The 15,698-nt window shown below is 52.1% G+C and carries 14 protein-coding genes; 12 read left to right on the top strand and 2 right to left on the bottom strand.

Features of this window, described 5'->3' with window-relative positions; all coding sequences use genetic code 11:
- The first annotated feature begins 20 nt into the window (after positions 1-20).
- From JYE49_RS06765 to JYE49_RS06750, 4 genes are all read left to right on the top strand, one after another.
- Entirely contained in the window at positions 21-1,136 is a 1,116-nt protein-coding gene (locus JYE49_RS06765) for a DUF4097 family beta strand repeat-containing protein (RefSeq protein ID WP_179217433.1), read from the top strand.
- 150 nt (positions 1,137-1,286) lie between these two features.
- Positions 1,287-2,210, top strand: coding sequence for an ABC transporter substrate-binding protein (locus JYE49_RS06760; protein WP_093958285.1), 924 nt, complete (start codon positions 1,287-1,289; stop codon positions 2,208-2,210).
- A 24-nt stretch (positions 2,211-2,234) separates the two neighbouring features.
- On the top strand, positions 2,235-5,936 hold the full coding sequence (locus JYE49_RS06755; protein WP_093958284.1) for an HD domain-containing phosphohydrolase: 3,702 nt from the start codon (positions 2,235-2,237) through the stop codon (positions 5,934-5,936).
- Positions 5,933-7,126: a BMP family ABC transporter substrate-binding protein gene (locus tag JYE49_RS06750; RefSeq protein WP_093958283.1), complete on the top strand. Its 1,194-nt coding sequence runs from the start codon at positions 5,933-5,935 to the stop codon at positions 7,124-7,126. Before JYE49_RS06755 ends, JYE49_RS06750 begins: the two co-directional genes overlap by 4 nt.
- Positions 7,127-7,217: 91 nt before the next feature.
- On the opposite strand, the gene JYE49_RS06745 is transcribed toward JYE49_RS06750, so the two are convergent.
- Both JYE49_RS06745 and JYE49_RS06740 read right to left on the bottom strand, forming a co-directional pair.
- On the bottom strand, positions 7,218-7,475 hold the full coding sequence (locus JYE49_RS06745; protein ID WP_093958282.1) for a hypothetical protein: 258 nt from the start codon (positions 7,473-7,475) through the stop codon (positions 7,218-7,220).
- Positions 7,476-7,486: 11 nt separating this feature from the next.
- Positions 7,487-8,689 carry an SH3 domain-containing protein gene (locus JYE49_RS06740; protein ID WP_093958281.1) on the bottom strand — a complete coding sequence of 401 codons (1,203 nt, stop codon included), beginning with the start codon at positions 8,687-8,689 and terminating at the stop codon, positions 7,487-7,489.
- 261 nt (positions 8,690-8,950) lie between these two features.
- Between JYE49_RS06740 and JYE49_RS06735 the strand changes: the two genes are divergently transcribed.
- Genes JYE49_RS06735 through hisF form a run of 8 tightly spaced genes read left to right on the top strand, consistent with a single transcriptional unit; the run spans position 8,951 to position 15,571 of the window.
- Positions 8,951-9,898, top strand: a complete 948-nt coding sequence (locus JYE49_RS06735) for an ATP phosphoribosyltransferase regulatory subunit (RefSeq protein ID WP_179217432.1) — start codon at positions 8,951-8,953, stop codon at positions 9,896-9,898.
- Entirely contained in the window at positions 9,891-10,517 is a 627-nt protein-coding gene (gene hisG / locus JYE49_RS06730) for an ATP phosphoribosyltransferase (protein ID WP_093958279.1), read from the top strand. The genes JYE49_RS06735 and hisG overlap by 8 nt, the downstream gene beginning before the upstream one ends.
- Positions 10,514-11,797: a histidinol dehydrogenase gene (hisD, locus tag JYE49_RS06725; RefSeq protein ID WP_093958278.1), complete on the top strand. Its 1,284-nt coding sequence runs from the start codon at positions 10,514-10,516 to the stop codon at positions 11,795-11,797. Before hisG ends, hisD begins: the two co-directional genes overlap by 4 nt.
- 35 nt (positions 11,798-11,832) lie before the next feature.
- The gene (hisC, locus tag JYE49_RS06720) at positions 11,833-12,897 is read left to right on the top strand and encodes a histidinol-phosphate transaminase (RefSeq protein ID WP_093958277.1); all 1,065 of its coding nucleotides are present in this window, start codon (positions 11,833-11,835) and stop codon (positions 12,895-12,897) included.
- Positions 12,894-13,481, top strand: a complete 588-nt coding sequence (hisB, locus tag JYE49_RS06715) for an imidazoleglycerol-phosphate dehydratase HisB (RefSeq protein ID WP_093958276.1) — start codon at positions 12,894-12,896, stop codon at positions 13,479-13,481. Before hisC ends, hisB begins: the two co-directional genes overlap by 4 nt.
- Entirely contained in the window at positions 13,481-14,101 is a 621-nt protein-coding gene (gene hisH, locus JYE49_RS06710; protein ID WP_093958275.1) for an imidazole glycerol phosphate synthase subunit HisH, read from the top strand. The genes hisB and hisH overlap by 1 nt, the downstream gene beginning before the upstream one ends.
- Before the next feature lies 1 nt (position 14,102).
- On the top strand, positions 14,103-14,816 hold the full coding sequence (gene hisA, locus JYE49_RS06705) for a 1-(5-phosphoribosyl)-5-[(5-phosphoribosylamino)methylideneamino]imidazole-4-carboxamide isomerase (RefSeq protein WP_093958274.1): 714 nt from the start codon (positions 14,103-14,105) through the stop codon (positions 14,814-14,816).
- On the top strand, positions 14,813-15,571 hold the full coding sequence (gene hisF, locus JYE49_RS06700; RefSeq protein WP_093958273.1) for an imidazole glycerol phosphate synthase subunit HisF: 759 nt from the start codon (positions 14,813-14,815) through the stop codon (positions 15,569-15,571). Before hisA ends, hisF begins: the two co-directional genes overlap by 4 nt.
- Positions 15,572-15,698: the final 127 nt, after the last annotated feature.

Below are 15,698 nucleotides of genomic sequence, written 5' to 3'. Positions count from 1 at the left end.
CCAGAGAGGGGATAAATAAAATGAATCAGACAGTGAAGAGGATTGTGGACATCCTGTTCCAGGAAACCGTGGAAAATGATGAAACAAAGGCCCTGCATGAAGAACTGATGAACAACTGCCAGGAGCACTATCAGGACCTGATCAGCCGCGGACTGAGTGAGGACGAGGCGGTTGCTGAAGTGGTTGAAAGCCTGAAGGGAATGAAGGACGTCATTGCCCAGTATCCGAAAAAAACGGCCGGTCCGGCTTCCTTCTCAGACAACGAGGAGGCGGAGGAAGGCAAGCGGTTTGTGTTCACCGGCGTGGATACGCTGAAAGCGGAAACAACTGATCAGGATATCACTGTCAGCCCGTCCGCGGACGGGGCTGTGCATATCTGGTGCGATGACGCTGAAGGCATGAAGGCTGAACGGGTCGGAAACGAAGTGCGGATTACCGGAGCAAAAAAGATGGAAAAGATCGCTCCGAACTTCCAGTTTCCTGAAGGTGAGGAAATCAGCATCAGCGGTATCCTGAATATGGTGGGAAAGGCCATCCGGAATGTTGCGACCAACATCCAGGGCGGTGCTCCGATCTTTATTGAAGTACCGGACGGACAAATGAAGGAAATTGAGCTGAACAGCCGCAGCGGAGATATCGAATGCAGCTGCGCTATGGCCCGGAAGATGGTGGTCCGTTCCACCAGCGGCGATGTGACGCTGGAACCGGTTACCGAAAAAACAGCGGAGAAGCTGATTGTCAGCACTGTCAGCGGCGATGCCGAGGTTCACGGCTCCGCGCTGGAAGGCGAGATCAGCAGCATGAGCGGAAGTGTGACCGTGGACGGCGTGTTCGAGACGCTTGAAATGAAGAGCACGAGCGGCGACGTGGAATTCAACGGCTCCGTGCTGGACACAACGGGTTCCGCCATCAGCGGAGACGTAAGCATTACGGTAGAAAATACGACGGTGAAGAATATCACAGGAAAGAGCACAAGCGGCGACGTGGAGATTTATCTGCCCCGCGGCCTGCACAGCGTGCACGCGGAGTGTTCCACCGTGAGCGGAGACTGCTGCTCCAGGGTTTCTGACGCCGGAATGAATGCAGAAGTGAAGATTTCCGCAAAGAGTATCAGCGGCGATGTAACTGTAGAATAAAAAAATACAAAAAATATGTAACGAGCCAAAAACAAAACAATGGCAAAGAAAAGGAATACCTGTTATAATGCATACAACAGGTATTCTTTTTTTCTGCCTTTCTGAGCTTTTCCGTGGACAGCCGGCCGCGCCGGCAGAGGAGAAGGAACGATGAAAAGCCGGCGCTTTCGTAAGATTGTGAGTTTGCTAACAGGGGTGACCCTGTTTTTCTGCGCGCCTTTCTGTTCCGCGGCTGCGGAGTTTTATCTGGAAAATGAGTTAAATTACGTGGACGGCTCCATGGATATCAGTCATGGTATTCCGGATAACGCTACCGGTGTGATGGACCGCATCAAACGTAAGGGCGTGCTTCGTGTGGCCACGGAGCCATATTTCGCGCCTCAGGAGTTTATTGATCCGGAAAAGACAGGAACGGATCAGTATGCCGGAGCGGATATGGAACTGGCCAGGCTGATTGCTTTACGGATGGGTGTGGAACTGGAAATTGTTCCGATGGAGTATACCCAGGTGCTGCCTGCGCTGACAGACAATCTTGTAGACCTTACGATCTCCGCCATTGCCTTTACACCCAGAAGGGCAGCGGCCTATACGATGTCCAAAGGGTACTACTTTACCGAAAGCGCGGCAACAACTGCTTTTGTGATCAGGGAAGCGGACCGGGAACAGTACACATCCGTTGAGGATTTATCAGATAAAACCCTGATCGTCCAGAGCAGTTCTCTGCAGGAAGCGCTGGTGGCAAAGAACGTCAGAAACTACCGGGAGTTACGGCGTGTTTCTTCTGTACAGACCGTGTACGAAGCAGTGAGACAGGGGAAGGCAGACGTCGGCATCGTCGATCTGGAAACCGCACAAACCTATATCCGGAACAATCAGGGATCGGGTCTCATTCTGGCAGAGGGCCTGTATTATGTACCGGATGAACAGTATCTTGGCAACCGGGTGGTTGCCAAAAAGGGTGAACTGCAGCTGATCTATTTTGTGAACGGCGTGATAGATGAGGTACTGAACAACGGAACTTATTTAAAGTGGATTGAAGACGCACAGAAACGGGCCGATGAACTGGGACTGTGAGCCGGCTGCTGAGGAGGAACGCAGGTGAAGAACAGAAAAATCTTCATAGTGGCATTCAGCGTGCAGATCCTGCTGTGCCTGTTCCTGGACTGGGGAGGGGAGCAGCTGGCATCCCGCCTGAACTGGCCGATCTGGCTTGATTCAGTCGGGACGGCTCTTGCTGCCTATCTTATGGGGCCGTGGTGCGGTGCGGTAATCGGCGCAACTTATAATCTGCTGGCGTATATCCTGTACGGGAATCCCTGGTATTATGCCCTGATCAGCATCATTATTGCTGTGTTTACCGGATTTGCTGCCAGAAAGAAGTACCTGGATACGCTGCTTGGTACCCTTACAGCCGGCGCAATCCTGGCTGCGATTACTGCCGGAGGCGCTTATCCGATCAACCTGATCCTGAATCACGGAGATACGGGAAGCGCCTGGGGAAACGCTGTCATCGGCTTCCTGGGAGAAGCCGGTTTTCCGCTATGGGTAGGCCTGGGGATTGCGGAACTTTATGTGGAAGTGCTGGACAAGCTGATCGTTCTGCTGCTGATTTTCCTGCTTGTACGGTCTGTACGGATCTTCAGGCTCTGGCGGAAGGTCAGAAAGGGCAGGGGGAAATACGGATATCGCTCCGGCCTTCTTCGCAGCATTGTGCTGCTGGTTGCGGCCGGGTTATGCTTTGCGGGCACAGGATCCGCCCCAATGGCCGCAAAGGCGGAGGATGAAGTCCTGTCCGGTGACATCAATTACAACGATTATGTGCAGACTGTCTATTCAAGCACCAACGGGCTTCCATGCGGAGAAGCCAACGATATCAATATTACCGGAGACGGGATTATCTGGATCGGCACTTATGCCGGTCTGTACCGGTATAACGGGCGGGAATTCAAGTGGATGGACGGCTTTGATTCGGTCCGGAACGTCAACTGCCTGTACGTGGATGAGGAAGGTCGTCTGTGGATCGGAACCAACGATAACGGTCTGTCGATTGTAATCAATGAGCAGGTTGTCAATGTAATTGACCAGAGCCAGGGACTGCCGTCCAATTCCGTAAAGTCCATTGTCAGGAGCTCAGACGGATATTATTACATCGGAACAACCGGGAGCATGCAGATCCTGACGCTGAACTGTGGACTGAAAAAGCTGAGTACGCTTTCTGAAGTCGCCTATGCGGAACAGGTGACGGCTGATGATAAGGGGAATGTAGTAGCGGTAACGAATGAGGGAACCTTGTTTCTGCTCCAGCAGGGACAGATTGTCTCCTCCCGGCAGCTGCCGGAGAGGCAGACGGTTTTCAAAAGCTGTACATTCGATCCGGAGGGATATCTGCTGGCCGCCACTTCCGGCAATGAGGTGTTCCGGTTTGACGTCAGCAAAGGCTGGTTTGACCTGAAGGGCACCATCGAATGCCCGGGACTGGTAACAATCAAAAATCTGCATTTCATGGATAACGGCGGGCTGTTCATCTGTGCGGACAACGGAATTGCCTATGTTAATACAGCCGGTGTCTACGAACGAATCAACACCAATGATTTCAACAACTCTATTGATAACATGCTGGTGGACTATCAGGGAAACCTGTGGTTCACTTCCTCCCGGCTGGGCCTGCTGCGCCTGGCAGCATCGGATTTCCGGGATATCTATTCCACTGCGGGCATGGAGAACCGGGTGACCAATACGGTAGTGCAGTGGAACGGTGCCTATTATATCGGAACGGACAAGGGCATGGATGCAGTTGATCTGAAAGGAATGAATCAGATCAACGATGCGGTGACCAGACGTTTTGCCGGCATCCGGATCCGCTGCATGATGGTGGATGCTCAGGATCACCTGTGGGTATGTACATACGGCAGCGGACTGGTGGAACTGGAACCGGATGGCACTGAGTATGTTTATAACCGGGACAACGGAGCCTTCGGCAACCGTGCGCGCGTAGTCATTCAGCTGCGGGACGGAACGATCCTGGCGGCGGGTGATACGGGACTGAGCTATATCCGGAACCATATGATTGAACATACGATTGTATATACCGAAGGCCGCATCAGCAGTATGGTTCTGACAATCACAGAAATGCAGGATGGAACAATCCTGGCCGGGACGGACGGAAACGGTCTGGCGGTGATTGAAAACCGTGAGGTTGTCAGGATGCTGACACGGGTCAACGGACTGAGCAGCGAAGTGATTCTCCGGACAGTACCTGATACAAAGACCGGCGGCGTATTTGTGGTTACAAGTAACGGCCTGTGCTACATGAATACGGATGAAACTATCCGTAAACTGGACAACTTCCCGTATTTCAACAACTATGATATCTGGATCAAGGGAACAGACACCCTGTTCGTGCTGTCCAGCGCCGGTATTTATACGGTGGACCGGAATGAGGTACTGAGCGGTAAAGATGAAATCTCATACGACCTCCTGGATTCACGCAGGGGCCTGAACAGCAGCCTGACGGCCAACTCATGGACCTGGTTTAACGAAGATAACGGAGAACTGTATCTGCCCTGTGATACAGGCGTGTTTGTGATCAACACCAATACATTCTCCTCCGGAGCGAAGGTCTACAGGCTGAGTGTGCCGACAATGCGGATGGACGGTGTTGTTCACCGGGTGGACCGGAGTGTGACACAGCGGATTCCGCGAGGTGTGAGCCGTCTGGAAATCAATCCGGAAGTGATTAACTATACCATCCAGGATCCCAATGTGGGTTATATGCTGGAGGGCTTTGATACAGAATGGACGGTTGTGCCCCAGAATTCCCTGAGCACCATTTCCTATACAAACCTGACAGCCGGAGATTATGTATTCCATCTGGCGGTGTTTGACAATAACCGGGAAAACGTGATTGTTGAACGTACATATAATATAACCAAGGAAAAGGAAATGTACGACAACAGCTGGTTTATTTTCTATATCCTTTCCGTTCCGATGTTTACAGTGGGCTGGGTTACATGGCTGCTGGTGAAACGCCATGAACGGAAGATGCAGGAACAGCTGGAAATGGCCAACAAACAGATTGAAATGGGCAAACAAACGGTTATCGCCATTGCCCGCACGGTGGACGCCAAGGACCAGCGAACCAGTGACCACAGTAAACGGGTTGCCATTTATTCGGCGCAGATTGCCCGGGCATACGGCCTGGATGAAAAACAGTGCCGGGATATTGAATGGTCGGCCCAGATGCATGATATCGGCAAAATCGGTATACCTGACGCAATTCTGAACAAACCCGCCCGACTGACGGATGAGGAATACGCTACCATGAAGTCCCATACAACCAGGGGCGCTGAGATCCTGAAGGACTTTACGCTGCTGGACAACGTTATTGACGGTGCGCAGTATCATCATGAACGGTATGACGGGCGCGGCTATCCGAAGGGACTGAAAGGGGAGGAAATCCCTCTTTTCGCCAGGATTATCGGTGTGGCGGATGCTTTTGACGCAATGACGGCGAACCGTATCTACCGTCAGCAGATGGACTTCAGCTATGTACTGGGTGAAATGCAGCGGTGCCGGGGAACTCAGTTCGATCCGAAGTTTGTGGATATCCTGCTGAAACTGATCAATGACGGAACCATTGATCTGAATAAGATTTATCATGTCCCGAAGGAAGAAAGCGACCAGGCGGAGCGGGAAGCTGCCATTGCCCGTGAAGAGAAGGAACGGCAGCGTGAAGAGGCGCCTGTCTCTCCGGGCAGTTATGCTGAAATCAAGACGACTGAGCAGGGAGGGAAAGCATGATGAAAAAAATTGTGCTGACCGTCGTCATCTGTGTGATTGTACTGGCGGCTGTGTCTTTCCTGACCGGATTCTGGAACAACTCCCCGAAGATCAATGTGACCCGCGTGGGTTTTGTCTATTCCGAAGATGAGAGTACGCCCTATACGGCAAACTTTGCCAAAGCACAACACGCACTCGAAGAGGAATACGGTGACAAAGTTGAGGTTCTCTATAAGAGCAATGTGCACAGCCGGGATTCAGAACAGCCTATACGGGATCTGATCCGGGAAGGTGTCAGGATTATCTTTATCAACCTGGATTCGGATATTCCTGTGACATTGGCCAGGGAATTCCCGGACGTACAGTTCTGCCAGATTTCCATGCCGACAATCAGCCTGGACGGCACAACAGAAAACTATCATACCTTTAACGGGGAAATATACCAGGCACGCTATGTGAGCGGCATTGCCGCCGGTATGAAGCTTCGGCAGCTTCTGGATAACGGAGCGTTGCTGCCGCGGGACGCATTGGTAGGATATGTCGGAGCGAACGCAAGTGCGGAGGTTATTTCGGGATACACGGCTTTCCTGCTGGGCGTACGCAGCGTGGCGCCTGAGGCAACAATGCGGGTTCGTTACACAGGCAGCTGGAGCAATTACGCAGAGGAAAAGGAGCAGACACGGGAGCTGATCAATGAAGGCTGTGTGATCATTGCGCAGCACGTCAATACAATGGCTTCCGCTATAGCCTGCGAAGAGGCCGCTGCATCCGGACAGAGTGTCTATCACGTGGGATACCATCAAAGTATGATGGACGTCGCACCGTCCTGTGCGCTGTGCAGTGTCCGGACAAACTGGGCGCCTTATGTAATCCAGGCGGTAAAGGCAGTCATGAAGGGCGAGAAAATTGAGAATGTTGTGGAAGCACACGCACATGGCCGGGATATGAGCGCTGGTTTTGAGAGCGGCTGGGTGGAACTGCTGGAACTGAACAAATCAATTGCAGCAGAAGGAACAAGGGAGAAGATTGACAACGCGATTGAGAACCTGATAAAAGGAAAGACAAAAGTCTTCAGCGGTAACTATACAGGCGTCAACCCCCTGAATCCGGCAAACATCATTGATCTGAACGCAGGCTATACCGAGAACCAGTATTCCTCCAATCCGTCGTTCGGATATGTGCTGAAGGAATGCATCACGGTGGAAAACTGAAAACAATGAACAATGAATAATGAATAATGAATAATTAAAGGATAGAAAAGGAGCGCGATTCTTATGAATCGCGCTCCAATGTTATTTAGTCTTATTGATCCTCTTTATTTGCCCTGTGTTCCTGAATCAGGCTTTTGATCAGGGAGAAGAGGAAAAGAGGAATTCCGATGATCCCGGCCGGAAGCCATATTGCGGAACAAAAGGTGCCGAACTGCTGCAGAGCATGATCATACTTCTTTGGCTGGACCAATGCGGCGGGATTTTGTTCCACTGTCAGGCCAACACCGAAGATCACAATCAACAGCAGGCCAAGAAACAGGGAAACGGCACCGGATTTCTTATTCTTCATACAGGTAATCCTCAGTTGAGGAACTTCTTGTGAACCCAACCGGTATACTCGTTATACTTGACTTTAGCCCAGTCACCTGAAACAGCGAGGACTTCAACTGTATCACCCAACTGCAGACGGCCGACACCGTCCACGTTGGAAGACCAGTCACCCTTCTGCTTATGGAAGTTCAGGTCATTGATGTTAACGGTGGTGGTGTAGGGCTGGAATTCCTGCTTCGGAGCGGGAGTGGCGGAAGGATCCATTGTTTCAATGGCGGGAGCGTCGCCGGGGGCGGCGAGCTGCAGGAAGCTGTTGTCCATGTAGCCCTTCTGGCCATTATACTGGATGTAGTCCCACTTTGTGTCATGACTCAGTACGATTACGGGAGCACCATAAGGAACGTTGAAAACAACGGAGTAATTCTTGGAATTACCTTTGCGTACATGAACCTGCTTCTTATTATCGCTTACAACATAAGCAGTGTAGGAACTGCTGGCAGCAGGAGCTGAATCTACAACGGGAGTGGGAGCGGGAACACTGGTGGAAAGGAAACGATTCATCATCCAGCCTTCGTTTCCGCCTACCTGGACCTTATCCCATTCAACACTGTGATAAACCACCTGTACCTGAGTTCCGGTAGGATACTCAGCAATAATGGGAGAATTGGTGCTGGCGGACTGACGAAGGTTTACTGTGCGGTAGCCGGCGTTGAAAACATACGCTGTGTAATTTGCAGCGGAATCAGCATTGGAGGTGGATGCATTTCCGGAAGCCTTCACCTGCTTTTTGCTGAGCAGGCCGTTCATGATATAACCGCTTCCCAGATCTCCGGCGCTGACATAGTCATATTTGGAACCATGGGAAAGAACGGAAACCTTTGTGCCCTTGGCAAGGGTGGCGACTGCAGAGAAGTTGCCATCCGGGCCCTTGCGCATGGAGGTGTCATCCTTGGTAACCCAGGCCTTATAAGAACTCGCCTTGGTAATATACTTGGCAAGGACATAACCTTCTGTACCGTTGGAGAAAGTCACATAAGACCAGCCGTCTTTAGTGCTGGAAACGGTGCAGGCATAGTCCTTCCGGTAACTGCCGAGCACATTGGCGCTGTCATCCGGCAGGTAACGCACCTTCAGAGAGGAGGTGTTAACCCGGTACCAGGTTGCAGCAGAAGCTACCCCAACCGGAATCAGCAGGGCAAGCACCAGAAGCAGTGCAATTAAACGTTTCTTCATCAGAGTTCCCTCCCATAAAGTAATACCACTATGAAAAACCACAATGATTATATACAATATTTTTCGAATTGAAAACCCTTTTTGAAGAAATATTTACGAAAATATTATCGAAAAACAACGAAATAGTTACCTAAAGAATATACATCTACAACATATTGTGGTAAAAAAATCCTTGACTTTATCACGGTAAAGCATTATCATGGTAAAGAAATTTATCAGAAGCCGGTTTTCGGACCGATTTGTGACCATGGAGGAATGAACATGCAGATTGACGACAGCGTAATGAACGGCCAGGAGAGGATCAGTTTCCGCCTTCGTTCCCTGTATTCCGAATACGGATATGAGCGCTACCGGATGAGCAAGTTTGAAGAATATGATCTGTACAGCCGGAACAAGGATTTCCTGTTTTCGGAGGGGGTTATTACCTTTACAGATACAAACGGACGCCTGATGGCACTGAAACCCGACGTGACGCTTTCCATCGTCAAAAACAGGAAAGATACACCTGGTATGCTCCAGAAGCTGTATTACCATGAAAACGTCTATCGTGTTTCTGCGGCGGCAGACGGCTTCAGGGAACAGACACAGGTAGGACTTGAATGCATGGGCAATGTTGACGGCGCCTGTATTGCAGAGGTCCTGAAGCTTGCAGCGGAGAGCCTGAAGCTTTGTTCGGACAATTTTGTGCTGGAGATCAGCCATGTAGGTATCCTGAACGCATTTGTGGATGCCATTGCTCCGGACCAGTCAGTGAAGAAAGCCATTCTGGAATGCGCGGGTCAGAAAAACCTCCACGGGATCAGCCGGGTATGCCGTGATAATGGTATTTCGGAAGGCGCGGAAAATGCGCTGAAGGAACTGCTTGGACTATATGGAACACCCCGTACCGTGATGCCGAAGATTCGCGCACTGGCAGCGGAATACGGAGCCGGAGAGATGGCCGATGAGCTTGGCCGGGCGGTAGCCGGATTCACGGGCAGCGATATTGAAGACCGGGTTCAGATTGACTTTTCCGCCACCGGCGACGTGAAGTATTATAACGGGATTGCCTTTAAAGGCTTTATCAGCGGTATCCCCGGCAGTGTGCTTTCCGGCGGACAGTATGACGCGCTGATGAGAAAGATGGGCAGGAAAGACCGGGCGATCGGATTCGCTGTGTTCCTGGACATGCTGGAAAGACTGACAGAGGAGGAAAACTTCCGTGCTTAATATTGCTTTACCTAAGGGCAGACTGGGCGAGAAAGTCTATGCCATGTTCGCAAAAGCCGGTTTTGAATGCCCCGCACTGATGGAAAACAGCCGGAAACTGATTTTTGACAATGAGGAAGCCGGCGTCAGGTACTTCTGGGTAAAGCCCTCTGACGTGGCAATTTATGTGGAACGCGGCGCAGCCGATATCGGCGTTGCGGGAAAGGATATCCTGCTGGAGTACCGGCCGGACGTCTATGAGCTGCTGGATTTGAATGTGGGGAAATGCCGCATGGCGGTGGCTGCACCGGCTGGATTCCAGGATGATATGAACCGGACGCTGCGGGTTGCCACAAAGTTTTCCCGCATTGCCAGGGATTATTACACATCCGTTGGCCGGGATATTGACATCATCCATCTGAACGGTTCCATCGAGATCGCTCCGATTCTCGGATTGTCAGACGTGATTGTGGATATCGTGGAAACGGGCACCACCCTGCGTGAGAATAATCTCTCGGTGATTGAGGAGATAGTCCCGATTTCGGCACGGCTGATCGCCAATAAGTCCGGTTTCAAATTCCGGACAGAACAGATTGAAAGACTGACTGAGGGACTGAGAAAGGAAGTGCAGGAAGCATGATCCGGATTATGAAATACGGAGAGGTATCCAACGATGAGATCTTCGACCGTGCCATGCCCACTGTGAATGTGACCGACAAGGTCGCAGAAATCATCCGCAGCGTACGGGAACGGGGAGACGAAGCCCTGCTTGAATATACGGAAAAATATGACGGTGCGAAACTGGAAAGCGTGCTGGTGACGCCCGAGGAAATGGAAGAGGCGCTGACTCAGATTACTCCCGAATTCATGGCCATCCTGGAAAAGGCTGCCGCCAATATCCGGAAGTTCCACAGCCGGCAGGTGCGTAATTCCTTCATTATAAATGATGAGCCCGGCGTGGTGATGGGCCAGAAGGTTATTCCGGTGGATCGGGCCGGTATTTATGTGCCAGGCGGAACAGCTCCGCTTTCCTCTACAGTGCTGATGGATGTGATTCCGGCGAAAATAGCCGGCGTAAAGGAAGTGGTGCTGACCACTCCCCCCGGAAAAGACGGAAAAATCAACGCTGCGATCCTCGCTGCGGCGAAAGTGGCCGGGGCGGATCGTATCGTGAAAGCTGGCGGAGCACAGGCGATTGCGGCACTGGCATACGGAACGGAATCCGTGCCGAAAACAGATAAAATTGTCGGCCCCGGCAACGCATTTGTGGCGGAAGCCAAGCGGCAGGTTTATGGTGTTGTTTCCATTGATATGATTGCAGGCCCCAGTGAAATTCTGGTGGCTGCCGACGGCAAATCCAATCCCGCATACCTGGCGGCAGACCTGCTGAGCCAGGCGGAACATGATAAGGTGGCCAGTGCGGTACTGGTAACCGATTCCATGGAATTGGCTGAAAAGGTGCGGGATGAACTGGAAAAACAGATTCCGCAGCTGGACCGGGCTGAGATTGCTCGGATCTCCATCGATAATAACGGCAAGATCATTGTGGCGGACGACCTGAGGACAGTTATTGACATTGCCAACGAGATTGCGCCGGAACACCTGGAGCTGTGTGTGGATAATCCGTTTGACTGGCTGGACAGCATCCGGCATGCCGGATCGGTTTTCCTCGGACGCAACTGTCCGGAAGCGCTGGGGGATTATCTTGCCGGACCGAACCACACGCTGCCGACACAGGGAACCGCCAAATTTTCCAGTCCTCTTTCGGTGGATGACTTTGTGAAGAAAACACAGTATACTTATTTCACCAGGGACGCACTGGCGGCTGTTGCGGAAGACGTGGCAGCTTTCGCCAGGATGGAAGGCCTGACAGGGCACGCGAGGAGCGCGGTTATCCGTACAATGGAAAGCGAAGCATAAACAACGTTATTGATCGGGAAGGATGGGGAGAGAAAATGAGCCGGTTCTTTTCAGATAAGTATAAAGATCTGGAACCGTATACTCCCGGTGAGCAGCCGAGAGAGCAGAAATATATCAAGCTGAATACGAATGAGAATCCCTATCCGCCGCTGCCGGAAGTGGCCGAGGCGGTCAGGAAGGCCAGTGACAAGCTGTATCTCTACTCTGATACGGAATGTGTGGAGTTGAGGAAAACCCTGGCGGAAAGGCTGAATGTATCTCCGGATGAGCTGCTGATGACCAACGGCTCAGACGAGATCCTCAATTTTGCCTTCATGGCTTTTTGTGACAAACATACGCCGGCCTACTTCGCGGATATCACGTATGGATTTTATCCGGTTTTCGCGGATATCAACCAGGTCCCCTATGAAGAGATTCCGCTGAAGGAAGACCTGACGATTGACATCAGTGATTATTTCCAGAAAGCGGGCACCATCTTCATTGCCAATCCAAACGCACCGACAGCCATTGCCCTGCGGCGAAGCGAAATCGAGGAGATCCTGAAGCAGAATCTCTATAATGTGGTGGTTGTGGATGAAGCGTATGTGGATTTCGGGGCGGAGAGCTGCGTTCCGCTGATTAAGGAATATGACAACCTGCTTGTTACACAGACCTTTTCCAAGTCCCGTTCCATGGCCGGCGCACGGCTGGGAATGGGCATCGGCAATCCGGAACTGATCCGTGACCTGAACGCAATCAAGTATTCCATCAACCCCTATAACGTCAACTCCCTGACATCCGCGGCCGGCGTGGCCAGCCTGAAACTGGATGAATATAATATGAAGAACTGCGAGATTATTATGGAAACCCGCAGCCGGAGCGAAAGAGCACTTCGGGAACTGGGTTTTGAAATGACGACCTCGCAGACCAATTTCCTCTTTGCACGACATCCGGATATATCCGGCGAGGATCTGTATCTTGAACTGAAAAAGAAGGGGATCCTGATCCGTCACTTCAGCAAGGAAAGGATCAAGGATTATAACCGGATTACCGTCGGTACACCCGAACAGATGGAGAAACTGACAGCAGCCATCAAACAGATATTGGAGGAAAAAGCATGAGACAGGCTGAAGTAAGCCGCAAGACCGGCGAAACAGATATCCGGATCAGGCTGGATCTGGATGGAACAGGCAAGAACGTCATCGATACCGGTGTGGGCTTCCTGGATCACATGCTGACGCTGTTTGCCCGGCACGGACGTTTCGATCTGGAGGTTTCCTGCAAGGGAGACACCTATGTGGATGATCATCACTCTGTGGAAGATATCGGTATTGCCCTGGGCAAGGCTTTTGAGCAGGCCCTGGGAGATAAAAAGGGTATTGTCCGCTATGGCAGCACAATCCTGCCCATGGATGAGAGCCTGATCCTCAGCGCTGTGGATCTTTCCGGACGCGGCCTGCTGGTGTATGACCTGCAGATCCCTGCTGAGAAGGTCGGTGCTTTTGATACGGAACTGACGGAGGAATTTTTCCGGGCGCTGGCCCACAATGCCTGTGCCACGCTGCATATCAGGCAGCTTGCCGGCGGCAACAGCCACCACATTATTGAAGGAGCATTCAAGAGCGTAGCCCGCAGCCTACGGACTGCAGTGGCTATTGATCCGGCCTGTGCGGATGAAATTCCTTCAACGAAAGGAGTTCTGTGATGATTGCGATCATCGACTACGGCGTCGGGAATCTGTTCTCCCTGCGGTCTTCGTTTGCGGCCATCGGACAGGATGCTGTGGTGACCAGCGATATTGAGGAGATCCGCAGGGCAGACCGGCTGATTCTGCCCGGGGTCGGCGCTTTCCAGGATGCGGCGGAAAAGCTGCGTGCCTCCGGTATGGACAAGGCGGTGAAAGAAGAAACCGCCAAGGGGAAGCCGCTGATGGGTGTGTGCCTTGGTATGCAGATGCTGTTTGAACGCAGCTATGAATACGGCGAGCATGAAGGGCTCGGTCTTCTGAAAGGCGAGATTCGTCCTATTGCGGAACGGATTCCGGAAGGGCTGAAAATCCCCCAGATGGGCTGGAATGCCCTGAGGATCGTGAAGGATTCTCCCTTGCTGAAATACACCCGGAAAGGCGAGTATGTATATTTCGTCCATTCCTACAGCGCGGTGAACTGCGAGGAGAGCCTGCTGGCTGTGACGGAATACGGCGCAGACCTGACGGCGTGTGTGGGCTGCGGCAATGTATTCGGCTGTCAGTTCCACCCGGAAAAAAGCGGGGAAGTGGGTCTTCGGATTCTGAAAGCCTTCTGTGAGATAGGAGGAAACGCATAACATGATCCTGTTTCCTGCTATTGATTTATATGAAGGCAAGGCAGTGCGCCTGTACAAGGGTGATTATGCCCAGATGACTGTTTACAGTGAGCACCCGGAAGAAATCGGCCGGGATTTTGCCGCAAAGGGTGCAACTCATGCGCATCTTGTAGACCTGGAGGGCGCAAAAAGCGGAACGACGCCGAACCTGGAGACGGTGCTGAAGATTAAAGAGGTGGCCGGGCTGTTCTGTGAGATCGGCGGCGGCATCCGCAGCATGGAAACCGTGAAAACCTATCTGTCAGCCGGGCTGGACAGGGTGATCCTGGGAACGGCAGCGGTGGAGGATCCCGCTTTCCTGCGGGAAGCAGTGGACACTTACGGAGAGAAGATTGCTGTGGGCGTGGATGTCCGGGACGGATATGTGGCTATCAAGGGATGGATGGAAAAATCCGCCCTGGAGTTTATGGCGTTCTGCCGGCAGATGGAAAGCATCGGGGTTAAGACCCTGATCTGCACGGATATTTCCCGGGACGGCGCTATGCGGGGTACGAACCGGGAAATGTACCGGCAGCTGTCAGAAAGCCTGGGACTGCAGATTACGGCTTCCGGCGGGGTATCCACCCTGGAAGATGTAGAGAGCCTGCGGAAGATGAACCTGTACGGCGCCATCATTGGTAAGGCGTACTATACCGGGGACATTGATCTGAAGAAAGCAATAGAGGTGGCACGGTGATTACAAAGCGAATCATTCCCTGCCTGGACGTGAAGGACGGACGGGTGGTCAAGGGTGTCAACTTCCAGAAGCTTGGGGATGTGGCATCCCCGGTGGAACTGGCGAAGTATTACAGTGAAAACGGCGCGGATGAACTTGTGTTTTATGACATAACGGCTTCCGCTGAAGGCCGGGCACTGTTTACGGATATCCTGACGGAAACGGCACGTACGGTGTTTATCCCCCTGACAGTGGGCGGCGGCATCAATACCACGGATGACTTTGACCGGGTGCTGAAGTGCGGTGCGGACAAGGTGTCGGTTAATTCCGGCGCGATTCGGGACCCTTCGCTGGTAGGCAAGGCGGCAAAGCTTTACGGCGACCAGTGCGTGGTGCTGAGCGTGGACGTGAAGCGCGTGGACGGCGTTTTCAGGATTTTTGCCAAAGGCGGCCGGGAGAATACCGGCATGGAAGCGATTGAATGGGTCCGCCGGTGCGTCGGAGAAGGTGCCGGAGAGGTCGTGGTCAACTCCATGGACACAGACGGTGTGAAGCAGGGGTTCGACCTGGAACTGCTGGAGAAGGTCTGCGACGTGGTGAAGGTGCCGGTGATTGCGTCCGGCGGCGCAGGGTGTATTGAGGATTTCATCACGCTGTTCAAGGCGCTGCCCGGAGTGGATGCGGGGCTGGCGGCTTCGATCTTCCACTTCGGTGAAGTGGCGATCAATGACCTGAAGCGTGAAATGCAGAGGAATGGGATTCCGGCAAGGATATAAGAGAATTCACAATTCATAATTCATAATTCACAATTATGGATTGTGAAAAACCAAATCATATGGTTATACAAAACAAGGAACTGCAATCATCTTTCATAGAGAATCAGTAACTGGCATTATGAATTAT

The sequence above is a fragment of the Aristaeella hokkaidonensis genome (assembly GCF_018128945.1).
In the GTDB taxonomy this organism is placed as follows: Bacteria; Bacillota; Clostridia; order Christensenellales; family Aristaeellaceae; genus Aristaeella; species Aristaeella hokkaidonensis.
The sequence above is the reverse complement of the archived record's forward strand: the minus strand, read 5'-3'. Positions and strand labels throughout refer to the sequence as shown.